15 protein-coding genes are annotated in these 13,714 nt (G+C 67.1%); 10 read left to right on the top strand and 5 right to left on the bottom strand.

Annotation, left to right across the window (positions count from 1 at the left end):
- Positions 1–11: 11 nt before the first annotated feature.
- Both glcF and QM470_RS16140 read left to right on the top strand, forming a co-directional pair.
- Positions 12–1,259 carry a glycolate oxidase subunit GlcF gene (glcF, locus tag QM470_RS16145; protein ID WP_280012198.1) on the top strand — a complete coding sequence of 416 codons (1,248 nt, stop codon included), beginning with the start codon at positions 12–14 and terminating at the stop codon, positions 1,257–1,259.
- Positions 1,260–1,410: 151 nt separating this feature from the next.
- Positions 1,411–2,178 carry a ProQ/FINO family protein gene (locus QM470_RS16140; RefSeq protein ID WP_283339952.1) on the top strand — a complete coding sequence of 256 codons (768 nt, stop codon included), beginning with the start codon at positions 1,411–1,413 and terminating at the stop codon, positions 2,176–2,178.
- Between the two features lie 96 nt (positions 2,179–2,274).
- On the opposite strand, the gene QM470_RS16135 is transcribed toward QM470_RS16140, so the two are convergent.
- The 3 genes from QM470_RS16135 to lplT form a co-directional block, all read right to left on the bottom strand.
- A complete protein-coding gene (locus tag QM470_RS16135; RefSeq protein WP_066538769.1) occupies positions 2,275–2,775 on the bottom strand; it encodes a glutathione peroxidase in 501 nt (166 codons plus the stop codon).
- A gap of 47 nt (positions 2,776–2,822) precedes the next feature.
- Positions 2,823–3,710 (bottom strand): DMT family transporter, encoded by an 888-nt coding sequence (locus QM470_RS16130; protein ID WP_283339951.1) that lies wholly within the window; start codon positions 3,708–3,710, stop codon positions 2,823–2,825.
- A gap of 74 nt (positions 3,711–3,784) precedes the next feature.
- Positions 3,785–5,077 (bottom strand): lysophospholipid transporter LplT, encoded by a 1,293-nt coding sequence (gene lplT, locus QM470_RS16125; protein WP_283339950.1) that lies wholly within the window; start codon positions 5,075–5,077, stop codon positions 3,785–3,787.
- Between the two features lie 140 nt (positions 5,078–5,217).
- On the opposite strand from lplT, the gene alr reads away from it, so the two are divergent.
- Positions 5,218–6,321, top strand: a complete 1,104-nt coding sequence (alr, locus tag QM470_RS16120) for an alanine racemase (protein WP_283339949.1) — start codon at positions 5,218–5,220, stop codon at positions 6,319–6,321.
- Between the two features lie 60 nt (positions 6,322–6,381).
- On the opposite strand, the gene QM470_RS16115 is transcribed toward alr, so the two are convergent.
- Positions 6,382–6,891: a MarR family winged helix-turn-helix transcriptional regulator gene (locus tag QM470_RS16115; RefSeq protein WP_280012190.1), complete on the bottom strand. Its 510-nt coding sequence runs from the start codon at positions 6,889–6,891 to the stop codon at positions 6,382–6,384.
- Positions 6,892–6,996: 105 nt separating this feature from the next.
- On the opposite strand from QM470_RS16115, the gene QM470_RS16110 reads away from it, so the two are divergent.
- A complete protein-coding gene (locus QM470_RS16110; RefSeq protein WP_283339948.1) occupies positions 6,997–7,809 on the top strand; it encodes a siderophore-interacting protein in 813 nt (270 codons plus the stop codon).
- A 25-nt stretch (positions 7,810–7,834) separates the two neighbouring features.
- Here QM470_RS16110 and QM470_RS16105 read toward each other — a convergent pair whose 3' ends face one another.
- Complete coding sequence (locus QM470_RS16105; RefSeq protein ID WP_283339947.1) at positions 7,835–8,458, bottom strand: glutathione S-transferase family protein; 624 nt, start codon at positions 8,456–8,458, stop codon at positions 7,835–7,837.
- A 151-nt stretch (positions 8,459–8,609) separates the two neighbouring features.
- Here QM470_RS16105 and radA point away from each other — a divergent pair, with 151 nt between their 5' ends.
- The 6 genes from radA (at position 8,610) to QM470_RS16075 (ending at position 13,671) form a co-directional block, all read left to right on the top strand.
- Complete coding sequence (gene radA / locus QM470_RS16100; protein WP_283339946.1) at positions 8,610–9,995, top strand: DNA repair protein RadA; 1,386 nt, start codon at positions 8,610–8,612, stop codon at positions 9,993–9,995.
- Between the two features lie 186 nt (positions 9,996–10,181).
- Positions 10,182–10,634, top strand: a complete 453-nt coding sequence (locus QM470_RS16095) for a glycerate kinase (protein WP_283339945.1) — start codon at positions 10,182–10,184, stop codon at positions 10,632–10,634.
- Positions 10,635–10,804: 170 nt separating this feature from the next.
- Positions 10,805–11,743, top strand: a complete 939-nt coding sequence (locus tag QM470_RS16090; protein ID WP_066538784.1) for a branched-chain amino acid transaminase — start codon at positions 10,805–10,807, stop codon at positions 11,741–11,743.
- Between the two features lie 31 nt (positions 11,744–11,774).
- Entirely contained in the window at positions 11,775–11,984 is a 210-nt protein-coding gene (locus QM470_RS16085; protein ID WP_066538786.1) for a zinc-finger domain-containing protein, read from the top strand.
- Positions 11,974–12,882 carry a glycosyltransferase family 2 protein gene (locus QM470_RS16080; RefSeq protein ID WP_283339944.1) on the top strand — a complete coding sequence of 303 codons (909 nt, stop codon included), beginning with the start codon at positions 11,974–11,976 and terminating at the stop codon, positions 12,880–12,882. The genes QM470_RS16085 and QM470_RS16080 overlap by 11 nt, the downstream gene beginning before the upstream one ends.
- A gap of 15 nt (positions 12,883–12,897) precedes the next feature.
- Positions 12,898–13,671, top strand: a complete 774-nt coding sequence (locus tag QM470_RS16075) for a glycosyltransferase family 2 protein (protein ID WP_283339943.1) — start codon at positions 12,898–12,900, stop codon at positions 13,669–13,671.
- Positions 13,672–13,714: the final 43 nt, after the last annotated feature.

Genomic DNA, 13,714 nt, shown 5'->3' with positions numbered 1-13,714 from the left:
GAGACACCACGATGCAGACCAACCTCGCACCCGAATACCGCAGCACGCCCGAAGGCCAGGAGGCCGAGGCCATTCTGCGCAAATGCGTGCACTGCGGCTTTTGCACCGCCACCTGCCCCACCTACCAGACGCTGGGTGACGAGCTGGACGGCCCGCGCGGCCGCATCTACCTGATCAAGCAGGTGCTGGAAGGGGCCACCCCCACCCGTGCCACGCAGGAGCACCTGGACCGCTGCCTGACCTGCCGCAACTGCGAATCCACCTGCCCCAGCGGCGTGCAATACGGCCACCTGGTGGACATTGGCCGCAAGGTGGTGGACGAGAAGGTGCAGCGCCCGCTGGGCGAGCGTCTCAAGCGCTGGGCGCTGAAGGAAGGCATCCCCTCGCCGCTGTTTGCCCCGGCCATGAAGCTGGGCCAGGCCGTGCGCCCGCTGCTGCCGGAGGTCATCAAGGCCAAGGTGCCGCCCAAAACGGAACACGGTGTCTGGCCGACGCGCGCACACGCCCGCAAGGTGCTGCTGCTGGCGGGTTGCGTGCAGCCTGCGATGCTGCCCAACATCAACTACGCCACGGCCCGCGTGCTGGATGCCGTGGGCATCCAGACCGTGATCGCCGACAAGGCCGGTTGCTGCGGCGCGGTGAAGTTCCACCTGAACGACCAGGACAGTGCGCGGGACCAGATGCGCGCCAACATCGACGCCTGGTGGCCAGCTGTGGAAGCCGGCGAAGTCGAAGCCATCATCAGCAATGCCTCGGGCTGCGGCGCCATGGTCAAGGACTATGCCCATGCCCTGCGCGACGACAGCGCCTATGCGGCCAAGGCCCAGCGCGTGAGCGCGCTGGCACGCGATCTGAGCGAGCTGCTGCCCGCCCTGCTGCCCGAGCTGGCCGACAAGCTGGCCGGCCGTGCCAAGGTGCCTGCGCAGCCCATGGCCTACCACCCGCCCTGCACCTTGCAGCATGCGCAAAAGCTCAAGGGCGTGGTCGAGGCCAACCTGGGCAAGCTGGGCTTCCAGCTGCGCACGGCACGCACCGAATCGCACCTGTGCTGCGGTTCGGCTGGCACCTATTCCATCCTGCAGTCCGATATCTCCCAGCAGCTGCGCACCCGCAAGCTGGATGCGCTGGACGAGGCCTTTGAAGGCGGTGCGCCCGCCGCCATCCTGTCGGCCAACATCGGCTGCATCACCCACCTGCAAGCCGGCACGGCCGTGCCGGTGCGCCACTGGGTGGAAGTGCTGGACGAAGCCCTGGTCTGACCGCCGCGCAGCGCCCCGCAGGGGCGCCGCAGCCGCAGCACGGCCACCGCATTCCCGTGCCGGCAGCAGCTTGCAAAGTCGCCCCTTGCCCGCAGGACTGCCAATGCTGGCATGATGGCGGCCTTGTTTTTTTGTCGCCATTGGCCTGCCCATGACCGAAACCGTGTCCTCCCTCCCCGAAACCCCGGCCTCCGACGCCGCAGCCGCACAGCCTGCCCAGGCCGACGGTGCCCGTCGCCGCAACCGGCGCGGTGGACGGGGACGTGCCGCTGCCGCCAAGGGCGCCGCACCGCAGTCCGCTGCCGCTCCCGCGCGCCCCGTGCGTGAAATCCATCCCGTGCTGCTGCAGCTGGCGCAGCTGTACCCGGCGCTGTTCGGTGACAGCCCCAAGCCGCTCAAGCGCGGCATCTTCCAGGACCTGCAGGTCGCCCAGGGCGAAGCGCTGGATAAGGACGGCCTCAAGCAGGCGCTGGCCCTGCACACCCGCTCCACCCGCTATCTGAATGTCGTGGCCACGGGCGCGGCACGCTGCGATCTGCAGGGCGTGGAAGTGGAAGCCATGGCGCCTGAGCATGTGCTGCACGCGCTGATCGAAGTCTTCCGCCGCAAGAAGCCACGCGACGGCGAAGACCTGCAGGCCAAGCTGCAGCGCCGCATTGGCCAGGCCTTTATCGACAGCGGCCTGGGCCGCGATGCCTACCTGGAAAAAGTGCAGCTGCGCGAACCCAGTGCCCTGGCCAAGGTCGAAGCGGCACTGGCCGTGGTGGCCGAACAGGACGCCAAGGCCGAAGCCGTGCTGCGGGCCTTTGAAGGCAGCGGTGCGGAGACGGTGGACGCCTTTGCCGACATGTACGGCATGAACACCCAGCAGGTGCAGCGCCAATTGCACCGCGCCCGCCAGCTGAAGGCCCAGGCCTGAGCACTGGTTGGTGAGCCGCCGGCGGCGCTGTAGCTCCGCGGGCGGTGCTGGGCCGATGTCTGACGGCACGCGGCCTGCAGCCCCTGCAGCCTTCGCTCAGGCGGCGGTGGGGGCCTGTGCCAGTGCCTGTTCGATATCGCCACCCAGCGTCACCGGGGCATCCTGGGGCGCATAGCGGCGGATCGCCCGGCCATCGCGACCGACCAGGAATTTGGTGAAGTTCCACTTGATGGCCTTGCTGCCCAGCAGGCCGGGGGCCTGTTCCTTGAGCCAGACGAACAGCGGCGCTGCGGCTTCGCCGTTGACTTCGATCTTGGCCATCATCGGAAACTCCACGCCGTAGTTCTTCTGGCAGAAGGCGGCGATGTCGCTGTTGTGGGCCGGGTCCTGGTGGCCGAACTGGTTGCAGGGGAAACCCAGCACCACCAGCCCCTGGGGACCGAAGCGTTCATACAGCTGCTGCAGGCCAGCCAGCTGGGGCGTGAAGCCGCAGGCGCTGGCGGTGTTCACCACCAGCACCACCTTGCCGGCGTACTGGCCCAGGTCGTGTTCGTCGCCTTCGATGCTGCGCACCTGGAAATCATGGAGTGTGGTCATGGAGTCTCCTTGCATGGGCGCCATCTTGCCACGCCCATGGGCACACTTTATGCCTTGCGGCGGCGCCCCTGCAAGGCGGCCAGCAGCGCGCCGCCGATGATCAGCGCTCCGCCCAGCAGCATGCGCGGCGTCAGCTCGGTGGCGCCCAGCAGCCAGGCCGAGACGGTGGCAAACAGCACTTCGGACAGCATGATCAGCGAGGTGGTGGCCGTCGGCAGGCGCGCCGCGCCGTACTGCAGGGCCCAGTTGCCCACCGCCACCAGCACCGCCATGACCAGGGCGCACAGCACCCATTCGGTCTGCGGCGCCGGCAGGCCGGGCAGTGCACCCAGCCCGTAGCCCAGGCTGGCGGTGGTCAGGCCCGTGGCCATGCAGCCCACGAACATGGCCAGCATGCGCGAGGTGCCGGGCGCACTGTGGGTGCGGCGCAGGATCACATTGGTGATGGCAAAGCACAGGCCGCCGAACACGGCCAGGTAGTCGGGCAGGGCGATGCCGGCCGTCAGGCTGCTCCAGCTGGCCCCTGCAGGCACGATCACCAGGCCCATGCCGGCGAATGCCAGTGCCAGGCGCAGCAGGCCCTGGGGCGTGGGGCGCTCGCCCAGGAACTTCCAGGCCAGCAGCACCGCCCAGGCGGGCATCAGATAGAACAGCAGGATGACCCGCACCACATCGCCGGTGGAGCTGGCGGTGTTGAAGGCCACATTCGTCAGCCCGGAGGACAGGGCCAGCAGCCACAGCGCCGGGTGGGCCAGCAGCCCGGCCCAGCTGCGCGGCGCCAGCAGCGTGGTGCCCAGCACCAGGGCAGCGTAGATCAGCGAGGTGGCCCAGGGCGCGGCCAGGCCGGCGGCATGCATGGTCTTGAACGGCCACCAGGACAGCCCCCAGACCATGGCGTTGAACAGCAGGGCGAAATACGGTGCAGGAGAGTGCATGGTGGAAAACGACTCCGGCGCAGGGAGTGCCTGCGCCGGAAACGATGAAAACGGGGGAAAGCGGGTGGCAGGCTTCAGTGGTGGTGGTCGTGGCGCGCAATATTGAGCAGGCGGCGCACTTCCCCACCGTGGTGGCGGCAGTTGTAGCGGTACCAGCGGCCGATCATCCACATGGTGATGGCCACGATCAGGCCAAAGCCGGTGATGGCGCCATAGGCCGACACACCCAGTTTGGTGGCCAGCGCATACAAGGCACCCAGGCCCAGGATGCAGGCCTGTTCATTGAAGTTCTGCACGGCGATGGAGCGGCCCGCTCCCATCAGGTCATGGCCGCGGTGCTGCAGCAGCGCGTTCATGGGCACCACCAGGAAGCCGCCCAGGCCGCCCAGCAGGATCAGGAAGGGGATGGCAATCCACAGGTGGCTGATGAAATTCATGCACACCACCAGCAGGCCCATAGCGATGCCCAAGGGAATCACCCGCGTGGCGTGCTGCAGGCGCATGCGCATCGAGGCCAGCACTGCACCGGCGGCGGTGCCGATGGCCACCACGCCCACCAGGGCCGAGGCCTGGGTGGTGCCGTAGCCCAGGGCCACGGCGGCCCAGGCCAGCACGATGTAGCGCAGATTGCCGGACACGCCCCAGAACAGGGTGGTGGTGGACAGCGAGATCTGGCCCAGCTTGTCGCGCCACAGGCGGCGATTGCAGTCCCGGAAGTCGGGCAGCAGGGCCAGCGTGGCGGCCATCAGGCCCTGGTCCGGGTGCTGGCGCATGGGCACCAGCGGGGTGCTGGTGCGGGGAATGCGCAGGTTGAAGGCGGCCGCCAGCGCGTAGACAAACACCAGCACGCCGATGGCGGCTTCGGCCGCGTTGTCGACAAATGGCACGTCCAATGCCATCAGATGTGCCGCAACCGCCGGGCCCACCAGCTGGCCGCCCAGCAGCACGCCCAGGATGATGGAGGTGATGGTCAGCCCCTCGATCCAGCCATTGGCCTTGACCAGCTGGGAGGGCGGCAGCAGCTCGGTCAGGATGCCGTATTTGGCCGGCGAGTAGGCGGCGGCGCCCAGGCCCACCACGGCATAGGCCAGCAGCGGGTGGTGGCCGATCAGCATCATCAGACAGCCCGCCACCTTGATGGCATTGCTGATGAACATCACCCGCCCCTTGGGCAAGGCGTCGGCAAAGGCGCCCACAAAGGGCGCCAGGATCACGTAGAACAGCGCAAACATGGGCACCAGGGCCGCACGCTGCCATTCCGGGGCGCCGGAGGTGCGCAACAGTTCCACCGCGGTGACAAACAGGGCATTGTCGGCCAGCGAGCTGAAGAACTGCGCCGACATGATGGTGTAGAAACCGCGTTTCATGGATGGGGATGCGTACTATTAGCAGAGCTAATGCCCACGCTGATCTGGACCTGTTGGCAAAGTGACTGGCGGTTATATCACGCAGGTTTGTGCCGGGAGTGCCAGAATTCCGTACTTCTTTTCCCTAGCTCCCATCTGACATGCCACGTCCCATCCAGGCCACCATCCATCCCGAAGCATTGCGCCACAACCTGGAACGTGCACGCCAGGCGGCCCCCGATGCGCGGCTGTGGGCGGTGGTCAAGGCCAATGCCTACGGCCATGGCATCGAGCGTGTGTTCGATGCCATGCGGGCCACCGACGGCTTTGCGCTGCTGGAATTGTCGGAAGCCGAACGCATCCGCCAGCTGGGCTGGCGCGGCCCGATCCTGCTGCTGGAAGGGGTGTTTGACGCCCGCGACCTGGAGCTGTGTTCCCGCCTGGGGGTGTGGCATTCCGTCCACTGTGACCAGCAGATCGACTGGCTGGCCGCCCACAAGACCCAGCAGCCGCACCGCGTGTTCCTGAAGATGAACAGCGGCATGAACCGACTGGGCTTCACGCCGGAGCGCTTTCGCAGCGCCTATGCGCGCCTGAATGCGCTCACCCAGGTGGAAGAGATTTCCTTCATCACCCATTTCAGCGATGCCGATGGGCCGCGCGGCATCGAGCACCAGCTCCAGGCATTCCTCGGCGCCACGCAGGACCTGCCTGGCGAGCGCAGCGTGTGCAACAGCGCCGCCACCTTGCTGCATGGCATGGAGGCGCGTGTGCGCAACGACTGGGTGCGTCCCGGCATCGTGCTGTACGGCAGCGCGCCCGATTACCCGCTGCACACGGCCGCCGACTGGGGGCTGCAGCCCGCCATGACGCTGTCGACCCAGGTGATCGGCGTGCAGCAGCTGCAGGCGGGGGACAGCGTGGGCTATGGCTCGACCTTTGTGGCCGACGGCCCCATGCGCACCGGCATCATTGCCTGCGGCTATGCCGACGGCTACCCGCGCCACTGCGGCACGGGCACGCCGGTGCTGGTCAACGGCGTGCGCACCCGGGTGCTGGGCCGCGTCAGCATGGACATGCTCAATGTCGACCTGACGCCGGTGCCCGACGCCGGCATCGGCAGCGAAGTCACGCTGTGGGGCACGGCGCGCAACGGCACCCAGCTGTCCATCGACGAGGTGGCCGCTGCGGCTGGCACCGTGGGCTACGAGCTGATGTGCGCCGTGTCGCCGCGTGTGCCGGTGGTGGTGGAAGGCGTGGCCTGAGAGACAGGGAGCAGGGGGCCGAGGCTCCCGCCGTGCGCTGCGGGCGCTTCGGGGCCGGGCTCAGTCGTGCAGCGGCGGCGGGCTGTAGCTGGGGTCGTGTGCCAGCGAATCGCCTTCGCCTTGCGGCAGCGGCAGGGCGGCCAGCTGGCTGTGCATCTGGCGCAGCAGGTCCAGCAACTGCTGCTGTTCCGACATCGACCAGCCCGCGAGCATCTGCGCGCCCAGGCTGCTGCGGTGGTTGCGCAGACCGGTGAAGGCTTCAGCGCCCTGGGCGCTCAGGCGCAGGCAGCGGCTGCGCTTGTCCTGTGGATGGGGCACCCTCTCCAGCCAGCCATGGGTTTCCATCTGCTGCAGCAGGCGCGCCACCTGGGCCTTGTCGGTGCCGGTGTGCGCCACCAGGTCCTTGTGGGTGCACAGGGGATGGTGGCCCACGTACAGCAGCACTTTCAGCTCATTGGCCGTCAGCGGCAGCGCCTGGGCGTGCAGGGCCGCACGCATCTGGCGGCGGTAGGCCAACGTCAGGTTGTGCATGGCATCCAGCACGGCAGAGGGCAGGGCAGAGGTGTTCATCCAGGGATCTCGTCAGCAGAAGCAAATGGTGCCCGCATTGGTTGACAAAGTCAATTAACAATGGTTATATTGTTGATCAAGTCAACATTCTACGCAGGAGCGTGCATGACCACCACCGATATCGCAGCCACCGGCTCAACCATCCCTGACACCGCCCTGCGCGTGGAGCGTGTGCGCCACGTGTTTGCCGCGCACCACCTGCAGCTGCAATCGCGCGAAGTGGTCAGCCCCGGCTTTGTGCGCATCACGCTGGCGGGGGCCGATCTGACGGCTTTTCGCAGCGACGGCTTCGATGACCACATCAAATTCCTGCTGCCCCAGCCTGGCCAGGATAAGCCCAGCCTGCCGCAGATGGTGGACGGTCGCCCCCACTTTGACGGCGAGCGCCCTGTCGCGCGGGACTACACCCCGGTGCGCTGGGATGCCGCCAAAGGCCAGCTGGTGCTGGAGTTCGCCCTGCATGACCATGGCCCTGCCGCCGAATGGGCGCGCACCGCGCAGATCGGGCAATGGGCCGGGGTGGCCGGGCCGCGTGGCAGCATGGTGATTCCCGCCGGCTTTGCCTGGCACTGGCTGCTGGGCGATGACAGCGCGCTGCCCGCCGTGGAACGCCGCCTGGCGGAGCTGCCGGCCACGGTCCGTGTGACCGTGCGCCTGAAGGTGGCTGCGGCCGACCGCCGTCCGCTCCCCAGCGCTGCCCAGGTGGATCTGCAGTGGGTGGACGATCTGGCCGAGGCCGCTGCCGCCCTGCCGCTGCCGTCCGAGGACGGCTACATCTGGGCCGCAGGCGAGCACAACGACATGGCCGCGCTGCGTACCGTCTTCAAGGACAAGGGCGCCTCGCTCAAGCGCATGCGCATTTCCGCCTACTGGAAGCGCGGTCAGGCGGACCACCACGAGGAACTGGTGCAGGATTGAGCAGGCGCCCTGCCAGGCTGCGGTCTCAGTCGTGCAGGGCGGCCCGCACGGCAGGCCGCAGCTGCATGCGCTGGTAGTGGTCGGCCAGGCGCGGGAAGTGGGCGATGTCCACGCCGTCGCCGTGCAGCCAGCTGGCGATGGTGAACAGATAGGCGTCGGCCACGGAGAAGGTCTCGCCCAGTACCCAGGGGCCGCGGTCCAGCCAATGGGCTTCGATCAGTGCACAGCACTCCGCCATGTTGGCGGCGACCTTGTCCTGCATGGAGGCGACGGCCGCAGCATCATCGCTCCAGCGTGCGCCGCGCCGGCCGTGGGCGTGGGCCACATGCACGGTGCTGGCCAGGTAGCTGTGAAAGCCCTGCATGCGGGCGAACTGCACCGGGTCGGTGGGGGCCAGGTGGGCGTCCGGAAAGCGCTGGGCCACATAGGCCAGCAGGGCCACGGTCTCGGTCAGCACGGTGCTGCCGTCTTCCAGCCGCAGCGCGGGCACACGGCCCAGCGGGTTCAGCGCCAGGTATTCGCCGCTGCGCTGGGCGTTCTGGCTGAAGTCGACGTACTGCAGCTGGTAGTCGGCACCGGCCTCGTTCAGGGCAATGCGGGTGGCCAGGGCACAGGTGTGCGGGGCGTAGAACAGGGTCAGGTGCGGCATGCGGTCTCCAGAGGGTCCGGTGGGAGGGGAATGGCCTGCAGCATAGCGGCAGCAGGCGGCCGGCAGAAAACAGACACGGCAGCGCCCGTGGTGTGCGGGCATGCGGCGGTGGCGCCGCCGGGCCGGGCGCCCGCCGCTATAGTCGCTGCCCATGGCCAAGGACAAAACCATCTACACCTGCCACGCATGCGGCGGCACCACGCCGCGCTGGCTGGGCAAATGCCCGAACTGCGGGGCGTGGAACAGCCTGATCGAGACGGTGCCCGACAGCGCGTCCGGCGGCAAGAACCGCCTGAGCGCCCCCCAGGGCTATGCCGGTCTGGCCAATGCCCAGCCGGTGACGCCGCTGGCGGCCATCGAGGCACAGGATGTGGCGCGCACGCCCAGCGGCATCGAGGAACTGGACCGTGTGCTGGGCGGCGGGGTGGTCGAAGGCGGGGTGGTGCTGATCGGCGGCGATCCGGGTATCGGCAAATCCACGTTGCTGCTGCAGGCCATGGACGCGCTGCAGCGCGCCGGTCTGCCCACCTTGTATGTGACCGGCGAGGAGAGCGGAGCCCAGGTGGCGATGCGTTCGCGCAGGTTGGGCATCGACGGCAGCCAGGTCAACCTGCTGGCCGAAATCCAGCTGGAAAAGATCCTGGCCACGGTGGAGGCCACGCAGCCGGCCGTGGTGGTGATCGACTCCATCCAGACCGTGTATTCTGACCAGCTCACCAGCGCTCCCGGCTCGGTGGCCCAGGTGCGCGAATGCGCGGCGCACCTGACGCGCATGGCCAAGAGCACCGGGGTGACCGTGATCCTGGTGGGCCATGTGACCAAGGAGGGCGCGCTGGCCGGCCCGCGAGTGCTGGAGCACATGGTGGACACGGTGCTGTACTTCGAGGGTGACACCCACAGCCCGCACCGCCTGGTCCGTGCCATCAAGAACCGCTTTGGTGCAGTGAACGAGATCGGCGTGTTCGCCATGACGGAAAAAGGCCTGAAGGGGGTGAGCAACCCCAGCGCCATCTTCCTGAGCCAGCACACCGAGCCCGTGCCCGGCAGCTGCGTGCTGGTCACGCTGGAAGGCACGCGCCCGCTGCTGGTGGAGATCCAGGCGCTGGTGGACGGCGGCGGCCCTTCGCCACGGCGCCTGTCGGTGGGCCTGGACAAGGACCGCCTGGCCATGCTGCTGGCCGTGCTCAACCGCCATGCCGGGGTGGCCTGTGCCGACCAGGATGTGTTTGTCAACGCCGTGGGCGGGGTGCGCATCGGCGAGCCGGCGGCCGATCTGGCGGTGATGCTGTCCATCACCAGCAGCCTGCGCGGCAAGGCCCTGCCCAAGGGTTTTATCGCCTTTGGCGAAGTCGGACTGGCCGGTGAGGTGCGGCCCGCACCGCGCGGGCAGGACCGGCTGAAGGAGGCCGCCAAGCTGGGCTTCACGGTGGCCGTGGTGCCCAAGGCGAATGCGCCCAAGAAGGCGATTGCCGGCCTGAAGATCCACACCGTGGAGCGCGTGGACGAGGCCATGCAGATCGTGCGCGGACTGGAATAAGCGCGGCCCATTGAAAAACAGGAGCGGCTTGCGCTGAGTCGGCGCGCTGTTGCAGGCAAACAGCATCGAAATTTCGGGGGCGATAGGCGGCTGTGTTGTGGCCGTCCACCCTGCAAGGCGGCATAACCCCACGGCTACGCACTGCCCGCAGCCAGGGGAAATGCCCCCTGTTGGACAATACGGCGCATGAATTTTCGCAAGTTTGTGGTGCCAGTGGGTCTGGCCATTCTGTTTTACGCGGCCCACCGCTCCTATGGCTGGATGGGCGTGGCGGCCGTGGGCGGCGGCACGGTGATGTGGCTGCTGCTGCACTTCACCCGGCTGATGACCATTGTGCGCCGTGCCTCCAACCAGCCCATCGGCTATGTCGGCAGCGCCATCATGCTGAACGTCAAGCTCAAGCCCAAGGTCAGCCTGATGCATGTGATCGCCATGACGCGTTCGCTGGGTCAGCGCATTTCGGAGGAAGGCCAGGATCCGGAAATCTTCCGCTGGACCGACGGCACCAACTCCCATGTCACCTGTGAATTCGTCGGCGGCCGTCTGATGAAGTGGACGCTGCAGCGCCCGCCGCAGCCCGAAGCCGCGCCTGCCGATGCTGCGCAGGCCCCTGCGGCTCTGCCTCCTGCGGCGCCCTGAGTCCTGCCCCTGTGCCGGCCTGCGGGCCAGCACAGGGAGGGCGCTGCGTGGGCGGCATCTGGGGTGTTCCTTGGTGTAGTGCACCGCGTACCGGGGCAAATGGCGCTTGCGGGCCTAAAATGGTGGTTTCGCCCGTAAATCCCTTTCCCTGAAGCACGCCAAGGAGTGGTATGAGCCCCGTAGTTCCCTCGATGTCCGACCGTGATGGCAAGATCTGGATGGATGGCCAGATGGTGGAGTGGCGTGACGCCAAGGTCCACGTACTGACCCACACGCTGCACTACGGCTGCGGCGCCTTCGAAGGCGTGCGTGCCTATGACACCGCCCAGGGCACGGCCATCTTCCGCCTGGAAGACCATACCAAGCGCCTGTTCAACAGCGCCAAGATCCTGCGCATGCAGATCCCGTTCACCCAGGAACAGGTGAATCAGGCCCAGGTGGACGTGGTCAAGGCCAACCAGCTCCAATCCTGCTACCTGCGCCCGCTGACCTGGATCGGCGACCGCAAGCTGGGCGTGAGCCCCAAGGGCAACAGCATCCACCTGATGGTGGCGGCCTGGGCCTGGGGTGCCTATCTGGGCGAAGAAGGCATGCAGCGCGGCATCCGCGTGAAGGTGTCGAGCTTCACCCGCCACCATGTGAACATCACCATGAGCCAGGCCAAGGCGGTGAGCAACTACACCAACTCCATCCTGGCCAACACCGAAGCGCTGGACGATGGCTATGACGAGGCCATCTTGCTGGATGCGGCCGGCTTCGTGTCCGAAGGCTCGGGCGAGAACATCTTTGTGATCAAGGACGGCGTGGTCTATACGCCCGACCTGTCCGCCGGCGCTCTGAACGGCATCACCCGCAACACCGTGTTCCACATCTGCAAGGACCTGGGCCTGGAAGTGGTGCAAAAGCGCATCACCCGTGACGAGTTGTACATCGCCGACGAAGTCTTCTTCACCGGCACGGCCGCCGAAGTGACGCCCATCCGCGAAGTGGACCGCCTGCCCATCGGTGAAGGCCGCCGTGGCCCCCTCACCGAAAAGATTCAAAACGCGTTCTTTGACATCGTCAACGGACGCAATCCCAAATACACCCACTGGTTGACCCGGGTGTAAATTCCGCCCCACCGAGAGAGAGACACCGAATATGAGCACGACTGCCGTTGTAGAACTGGCTGCCAAGGATTTGAATGCCCAAGGCGGCGTCTACTGCCCCAGCCCCAAGGCCGACATGAAGCTGTGGAACAGCCACCCCAAGGTCTACCTGGATGTGGCCCATACCGGCCAGGCCAAGTGCCCCTACTGCGGCACGACCTACCGCCTGAAAGAGGGCGAGGTGTTTGCGGGTGGCCACTGATCACATCCTGGCGTCCGACAACAGCGCTCCCGCGGAGCGCTGTTTCGCTTTGGATGCCGTCACCGCCGTCATCGTGACCTTCAACAGCGCGCACTGTGCCGAGGCACTGGGCGCGCAGCTGGCGGATTGGCCGCATGTCATCGTGGTGGACAACGGCAGCGCCGACGACACGCCGGCCCGTATCTGTGCGGCCCTGCCGCAGGCACAGGTGCTGGAGCTGGGGGAGAACCGGGGATTTGGTGCGGCCAACAATGCCGCCTTGCACCAGGTCCGGACCCCTTTTGCGCTGCTGATGAATCCGGACTGCGCGGTGATGGCAGCCGATGCCCAGGCGCTGCTGGCATCCATGGCCGAATGGCCGCACGCGGCCATCATGGCGCCGCAGCTGGTGGGCGGTGATGGCGGCAAGCAGGTCAACTATGGCTGGGTACGCCACCTGTGGGCGTCCAAGGGCCCGGCTGCCGAAGGCGTGACCTGTGTGGGCAACGCCTGCGGTGCGGCCATGCTGCTGCGTTTGAGCGCCATGCCCACGCGCGACTGGTTCGACACGCGTTTTTTCCTGTATTACGAAGACGAAGACCTGTGTCTGCGCCTGTTGCAGGCCGGCAAGCCTGTGCTGATCGAGCCGTCGGTGCACGTGGCACACGCCAACCGCGGGTCGGTGCGCGGTCCACGCCCGCTGAACGTGGAATACGGACGCGGCTACCACCATGCCCGCTCCAAGGTGCTGTTTACCGCCAAGCACCAGGGGCATGCGGCGGCCATTGCGCACCGCCGCCGAGCCCTGTGGGGCGCCGTGGGCTTGCTGGCCCTGCGTGTCTTTGCACCGTCGCCCAAGCATGTGGCGCGGGTGTGGGGCCGTGTCGTGGGCCTGTGGTCTGCACCGGTGCAATACTGAAGAATGGACGCGCGGATGAGCCGATTGAGCATTGTGGTGCTGACCTTGAACGAGGCGCACAACATCGAAGCCTGCCTGCGCAGCGCCCAGGGCGTGGCCGACCAGATGCTGGTGGTGGACAGCGGCAGCCAGGATGCGACCGTGTCTCTGGCCCAGGGACTGGGCGCCGAGGTGGTGGCGTACCCGGACTGGCAAGGGTTTGGCGAACAGCGCAGCCGCGCATTGCAGCATGTGCAGGCGGACTGGGTGTTCTTTCTGGACGCCGATGAGCGCCTGACCCCGGCACTGGCCGACGAAATCCGCCAGGTGGTGGCAGGCAACGCCGAAGCTGTCTGGGAAGTGGAATGGGAGCAGATGGCCTACGGGCAGTCGCTGGGGCGCATGCGTGGCACCGGAGGCGTGGCTCGGCTGTTTCCGATGCGGGTGCTTGAAGGCTTCAGCGGTGCGGTGCATGAAGGGGCGGTGCTGCGCACTGCGGTGCCCACCCGGCATCTGCGCCAGCGCCTGCCGCATTTCTCGCGTGAAACCATTTATGGCAGCCTGGTGAAGCTGGCGCAGTATGTCCAATTGGGCGCGCTGAAACGGCACCAGGCAGGCAAGCGCGGCGGCGTTCTGCGCGGCCTGGCCTCCGGGATGGCCAATTTCACCCGCCTGTACGTCTTTCAGCGCGGTTTTCTGTGTGGTCGCGCAGGGTTTCTCTATAGTTTTTTTGTCGGGCTGGAATGTTTCTTCCGCTACGTGGCGCTGGAAGTGGACCGCGATCAACTGAAGAAGCCGGTACGGCGTTGATATGTGCTGGGTATTAAAAGCATGCGCAGATGGAGCGCGTGCC

The organism is Comamonas sp. 17RB, from assembly GCF_030056555.1.
Classification (GTDB): Bacteria; Pseudomonadota; Gammaproteobacteria; order Burkholderiales; family Burkholderiaceae_C; genus Comamonas; species Comamonas terrigena.
Note: the sequence above shows the minus strand (reverse complement) of the source record. Positions and strands in the feature narration are given on the sequence as shown.

What these genes read in the sequence shown, in the direction of transcription:
- QM470_RS16085 (WP_066538786.1), top strand. Translation starts at nt 11,775, where the DNA reads ATGAGCACGACTGCCGTTGTAGAACTGGCTGCCAAGGATTTGAATGCC.
- QM470_RS16140 (WP_283339952.1), top strand. Translation starts at nt 1,411, where the DNA reads ATGACCGAAACCGTGTCCTCCCTCCCCGAAACCCCGGCCTCCGACGCC.
- QM470_RS16075 (WP_283339943.1), top strand. Translation starts at nt 12,898, where the DNA reads ATGAGCCGATTGAGCATTGTGGTGCTGACCTTGAACGAGGCGCACAAC.
- QM470_RS16110 (WP_283339948.1), top strand. Translation starts at nt 6,997, where the DNA reads ATGACCACCACCGATATCGCAGCCACCGGCTCAACCATCCCTGACACC.
- QM470_RS16130 (WP_283339951.1), bottom strand. Translation starts at nt 3,710, where the DNA reads ATGCACTCTCCTGCACCGTATTTCGCCCTGCTGTTCAACGCCATGGTC.
- lplT (WP_283339950.1), bottom strand. Translation starts at nt 5,077, where the DNA reads ATGAAACGCGGTTTCTACACCATCATGTCGGCGCAGTTCTTCAGCTCG.
- QM470_RS16135 (WP_066538769.1), bottom strand. Translation starts at nt 2,775, where the DNA reads ATGACCACACTCCATGATTTCCAGGTGCGCAGCATCGAAGGCGACGAA.
- QM470_RS16090 (WP_066538784.1), top strand. Translation starts at nt 10,805, where the DNA reads ATGAGCCCCGTAGTTCCCTCGATGTCCGACCGTGATGGCAAGATCTGG.
- radA (WP_283339946.1), top strand. Translation starts at nt 8,610, where the DNA reads ATGGCCAAGGACAAAACCATCTACACCTGCCACGCATGCGGCGGCACC.
- alr (WP_283339949.1), top strand. Translation starts at nt 5,218, where the DNA reads ATGCCACGTCCCATCCAGGCCACCATCCATCCCGAAGCATTGCGCCAC.
- QM470_RS16095 (WP_283339945.1), top strand. Translation starts at nt 10,182, where the DNA reads ATGAATTTTCGCAAGTTTGTGGTGCCAGTGGGTCTGGCCATTCTGTTT.
- QM470_RS16105 (WP_283339947.1), bottom strand. Translation starts at nt 8,458, where the DNA reads ATGCCGCACCTGACCCTGTTCTACGCCCCGCACACCTGTGCCCTGGCC.
- QM470_RS16115 (WP_280012190.1), bottom strand. Translation starts at nt 6,891, where the DNA reads ATGAACACCTCTGCCCTGCCCTCTGCCGTGCTGGATGCCATGCACAAC.
- glcF (WP_280012198.1), top strand. Translation starts at nt 12, where the DNA reads ATGCAGACCAACCTCGCACCCGAATACCGCAGCACGCCCGAAGGCCAG.